Raw genomic sequence first — 3594 nt, forward strand, 5'->3', positions numbered from 1 at the left:
ATTCATATCCATTATCATTTGCCAGTTGCTTGATGGCATTTCTGGATGGAGTAGTGAAGTCCTGGTAAAACTCCTGGAAGCATTTGATGTCAGAGGGGTTCTCTTTCAACCATTTGATGATGTTTTGACGGACGATATTTGGGTCTTCACCATTTCTGGTATAGGAAAGCAAATGAAGATTATAACTCAAGACCGAAAGTCCCTGAGGATTTTCCTGTTGTGGTCGTATTTGAAAAGTGATGCCAATGAATTTCCACCCGATAATTACGGCTATCAAGGGAAGTAAGGCCAATTTTCTTTTTGCCAACAACAAGGAAAGAAACAAAACTGCGTTGACGACGATCAATGGCGGAATCAGCAGGGTTAGCAATCCCACATAGGGAAAGTATTCAGGGGAAATATTGACGCTAAAAAATAAACCCAAAGAGAGCAAAAATATTATACCTGTTATCAATCGCATCATGCGTACCTAAATTTTTTACGAAATTAAATTTAAAACCTGCCTAATCCAAACCACCTTGATTGAAAAGGATCTAGGCTCAAGCATCAACAAAAGGAAAAACCTCCAAAACCAGTTCATTTTTGGAAAATCGGTTTTGGAGGGTTGATTTTATTTGATCAGAATCAATTCTTCTTGGGGATTGATCAAATAACGTGCTCCATCTTTTGTTATCACCGCCGTTTCTTCCACGGAGATGGTCTTGGTGCCGCCATTTGGCAGTTTCCAAGCATGGAATCCGTCAAATGCAAAAAGCATTCCTTCTTTTAAGGGCTTCATGGCTGCGGGTCTCACGGAAGGGTCCGGTAATAGGCCGCCACCCAAATTGGGGCCGATGTCATGTGCCACATATCCCACGGGATGGCCAGTACTCCACATGACAGGTTCGGAGCCTCTTTCGGCCATCCATACCCTTTGTGCTTTATCCACTTCATATCCCAATACACCGGGTTTCATGGCTGCCAATGCGATTCTGTTTCCTCCCTTTGAAGATTCAAAATAAAACGTAACAGAATCTGGCGCAGTGGTTTCTTCAGGTCTCAACACATAGGCGAATCGTTGGATATCTGACACCCACATATCATAGACACGGATACCAAAATCCGTCTGAATGATGTCCCCAGGCTGGATTACTTTGTCAGTAGCATGTGAATGTCCGCGGTCAATTCCTGAATTCACGCTTGGGTTTTGGGCAGGGGACCAACCGTCTTTTACCCCGTAGTGTTCCATTTTCTTTTTCAGGAATTTGGCGATGTCTGCATCTGTGGTTTTTCCGGGGACGACTTGCTGGTAGGCCTCATATTGCCACTTGGAGCTGAGTTCGGCGGCTTTTGTCATAATTTCTACCTCCGCTGGGAGTTTGATGGACAGCCATTCATAAAGAAGTTCTTCTGAAGAAACCAATTTGGAAGATTCTGTACCTAAAGTGACTTCCAGTTCCTTTCTTTGTGTATAACTCAATCCGTCAGCCAGCTCATTTTCCTCGGAGCTGTTTATGGCAATTTTATTGAATTTTTTGTTTTTGATGAAATCTCCTGCATCTAAAATCGCAGAATTACCGCGCGCCACGGGAAAGACTTCATCATGGATTTTGAGTTCTGCCAAAGCGGTCATTTCTCCCACAGGGGAAAAAACTATTGATTTCGCTTTTTGATTTTCGAGATAAAAAAGGAACAGGGCAGTACCTCCAGCATTCTCTCCCCCCACATGGTGCGCTATCGGATCATTGTTGTTTTCCCGACAAACGATTATCCACGCATCCACACCGGCAGCTTCCATGGCTGCTGGGAGAAGCTTTTGAATTCTCTCCTTCCGGATTTCTGGCCATGGATTTGGACCTGAAAATGGATTGTCAAAGGTCTCCATTGTCTTGTGATCCGATTTGGACTGGCAGGCCATGAACAGTCCCAATATCAAGAAGAAAATCGCCCCTGGTTTCAATTTATTTGTTTTGAACATTTGTAAAAGCATTTGTTTTAAAATTTTGAATTTGATGGAAAATTAACAACATCCTTTTGGGAATAGAAAGCTTTTTTTATACCATTCCTTTAAATATCCATTTAAAGGTCCTTGGAAGTGGATGGAAGTTTTAGGGAGAGTGTTTGGGGAATGAAGGATTTGGATTGAATATAAGAATTGATTTCAATTTTTTTTTTATATTCGGGCAAATAAATAGTTGAACATATGAAAAAACCAAATGCATTGATGTTGTCATTTTTGTTGACAGGGTCGCTTGTTTTCTTCGGCTGTGGTGGTGAAAAAAGCACCGAGACTGAATCCGCCGGTACCGAAATGGAAGGAATGGAAACAGAAAAAAAAGCCTCCCAAGAGCAAAGAGCAAGTCCACTTAGGGAAATAGCAGGCAAAATTGGAGATAAGGATTTGAAAATTCAATATGGAGCGCCTTCCGTAAAAGGAAGAGTTGTCTGGGGAGATATCGCACCTTACAATGAGGTTTGGAGAACAGGGGCAAATGAGGCCACATTTGTAGAATTCTCAAAAGATGTACTAGTGGAAGGGAAAGAGCTTCCTGCTGGAAAATATTCGCTTTTCACCATCCCAAAGGCTACAGGTAAATGGACCGTTATTTTCAATTCCGAGTGGGATTTGGAACATGGACATTTTCAGTACAAGCTGGAGAATGATGTGTTAAGGGTGGAATCTCAACCTCTCTGGGAAGAAAGTAGCCAAGAGCAATTGACCATCGCTATCGAATCCCCAGGAATAGTGGTGAGATGGGAAAAATTAAAATTACCAATTGCCATTCAATAGCAGCATGATATCATTGCCAAGCCCTTTCCCTACCAAGGAAAGGGCATTTTTTTATAAAGATTTGAGTTGTCGCGATTATTTTAGTTATTGACAGCAATTTCAATTTGTCTTTGAAAATCTCCAAACGTTTATTATGAGGTATTTTGTCTTCATTTTGGTCTTATTGATCACGGTCTGCTTGGCAGTAGCCATTTCTTTTCAATTTGGATCCATTCCACCGGTGGGGAAATTATTGGATCCCCATCACGGTTTTTGGCAAAATGCATACAGTGAGGATGAAATTTCAGATTCTGAAATAAGGCTGGTAAACCTCAAGGAATCGGTTGAAGTGATTTATGATGAAAATTTGATTCCCCATATTTTCGCTCAAAATGAGGAAGACCTTTTTAGGACCCAAGGTTATGTCACCGCACAGCACCGACTTTGGCAAATGGAATTCCAGACCATGGCCGCAGCTGGACGGCTGTCTGAAATCGTGGGAGAGAGAGCTTTGGAATTGGACAGAATGACAAGGAGAAAGGGCTTGACATATGGGGCCGATCTGGGGATGAAATTTATCCAGGAGCAAGACATTGCCACATTCAGGCTTTTAGAGGCATATGCTGACGGGGTGAATCAATATATTGCCCAAATGACGGATGCAAGAATGCCATTGGAATACAAAATCTTAAATTACCGACCAGAACCATGGACTGCTTATAAGTCAATTTTGCTTTTGAAGTACATGACGGATATGTTGGTTGGTGACCAGGATTTGCAATACACGAATCTGCGGGCGCTAATCGGTGAAGATTTGATCAATAGGCTTTTTCCGGAATATCCTA

3 protein-coding genes and 1 pseudogene are annotated in these 3594 nt (G+C 42.0%); 2 read left to right on the forward strand and 2 right to left on the reverse strand.

The window, feature by feature from the left end:
* Positions 1 to 463: pseudogene (locus Q7J63_RS12175) on the reverse strand (endonuclease); the annotation flags it as partial.
* A 147-nt stretch (positions 464 to 610) separates the two neighbouring features.
* Entirely contained in the window at positions 611 to 1957 is a 1347-nt protein-coding gene (locus tag Q7J63_RS12180) for a Xaa-Pro peptidase family protein (protein ID WP_304886440.1), read from the reverse strand.
* Between the two features lie 225 nt (positions 1958 to 2182).
* Between Q7J63_RS12180 and Q7J63_RS12185 the strand changes: the two genes are divergently transcribed.
* Both Q7J63_RS12185 and Q7J63_RS12190 read left to right on the forward strand, forming a co-directional pair.
* On the forward strand, positions 2183 to 2770 hold the full coding sequence (locus Q7J63_RS12185) for a DUF2911 domain-containing protein (RefSeq protein WP_304886441.1): 588 nt from the start codon (positions 2183 to 2185) through the stop codon (positions 2768 to 2770).
* 133 nt (positions 2771 to 2903) lie between these two features.
* Positions 2904 to 3594: penicillin acylase family protein (locus Q7J63_RS12190; protein WP_304886443.1), on the forward strand; the 691-nt coding region annotated here is incomplete at its 3' end.

The sequence above is a fragment of the Rhodonellum sp. genome (genome assembly GCF_030656585.1).
Lineage (GTDB): Bacteria > Bacteroidota > Bacteroidia > Cytophagales > Cyclobacteriaceae > Rhodonellum > Rhodonellum psychrophilum.

Bases quoted from the DNA above. Each gene is read 5' to 3' on its own strand.
- Q7J63_RS12180 (WP_304886440.1), bottom strand. From the start codon at position 1,957: ATGTTCAAAACAAATAAATTGAAACCAGGGGCGATTTTCTTCTTGATA.
- Q7J63_RS12185 (WP_304886441.1), top strand. From the start codon at position 2,183: ATGAAAAAACCAAATGCATTGATGTTGTCATTTTTGTTGACAGGGTCG.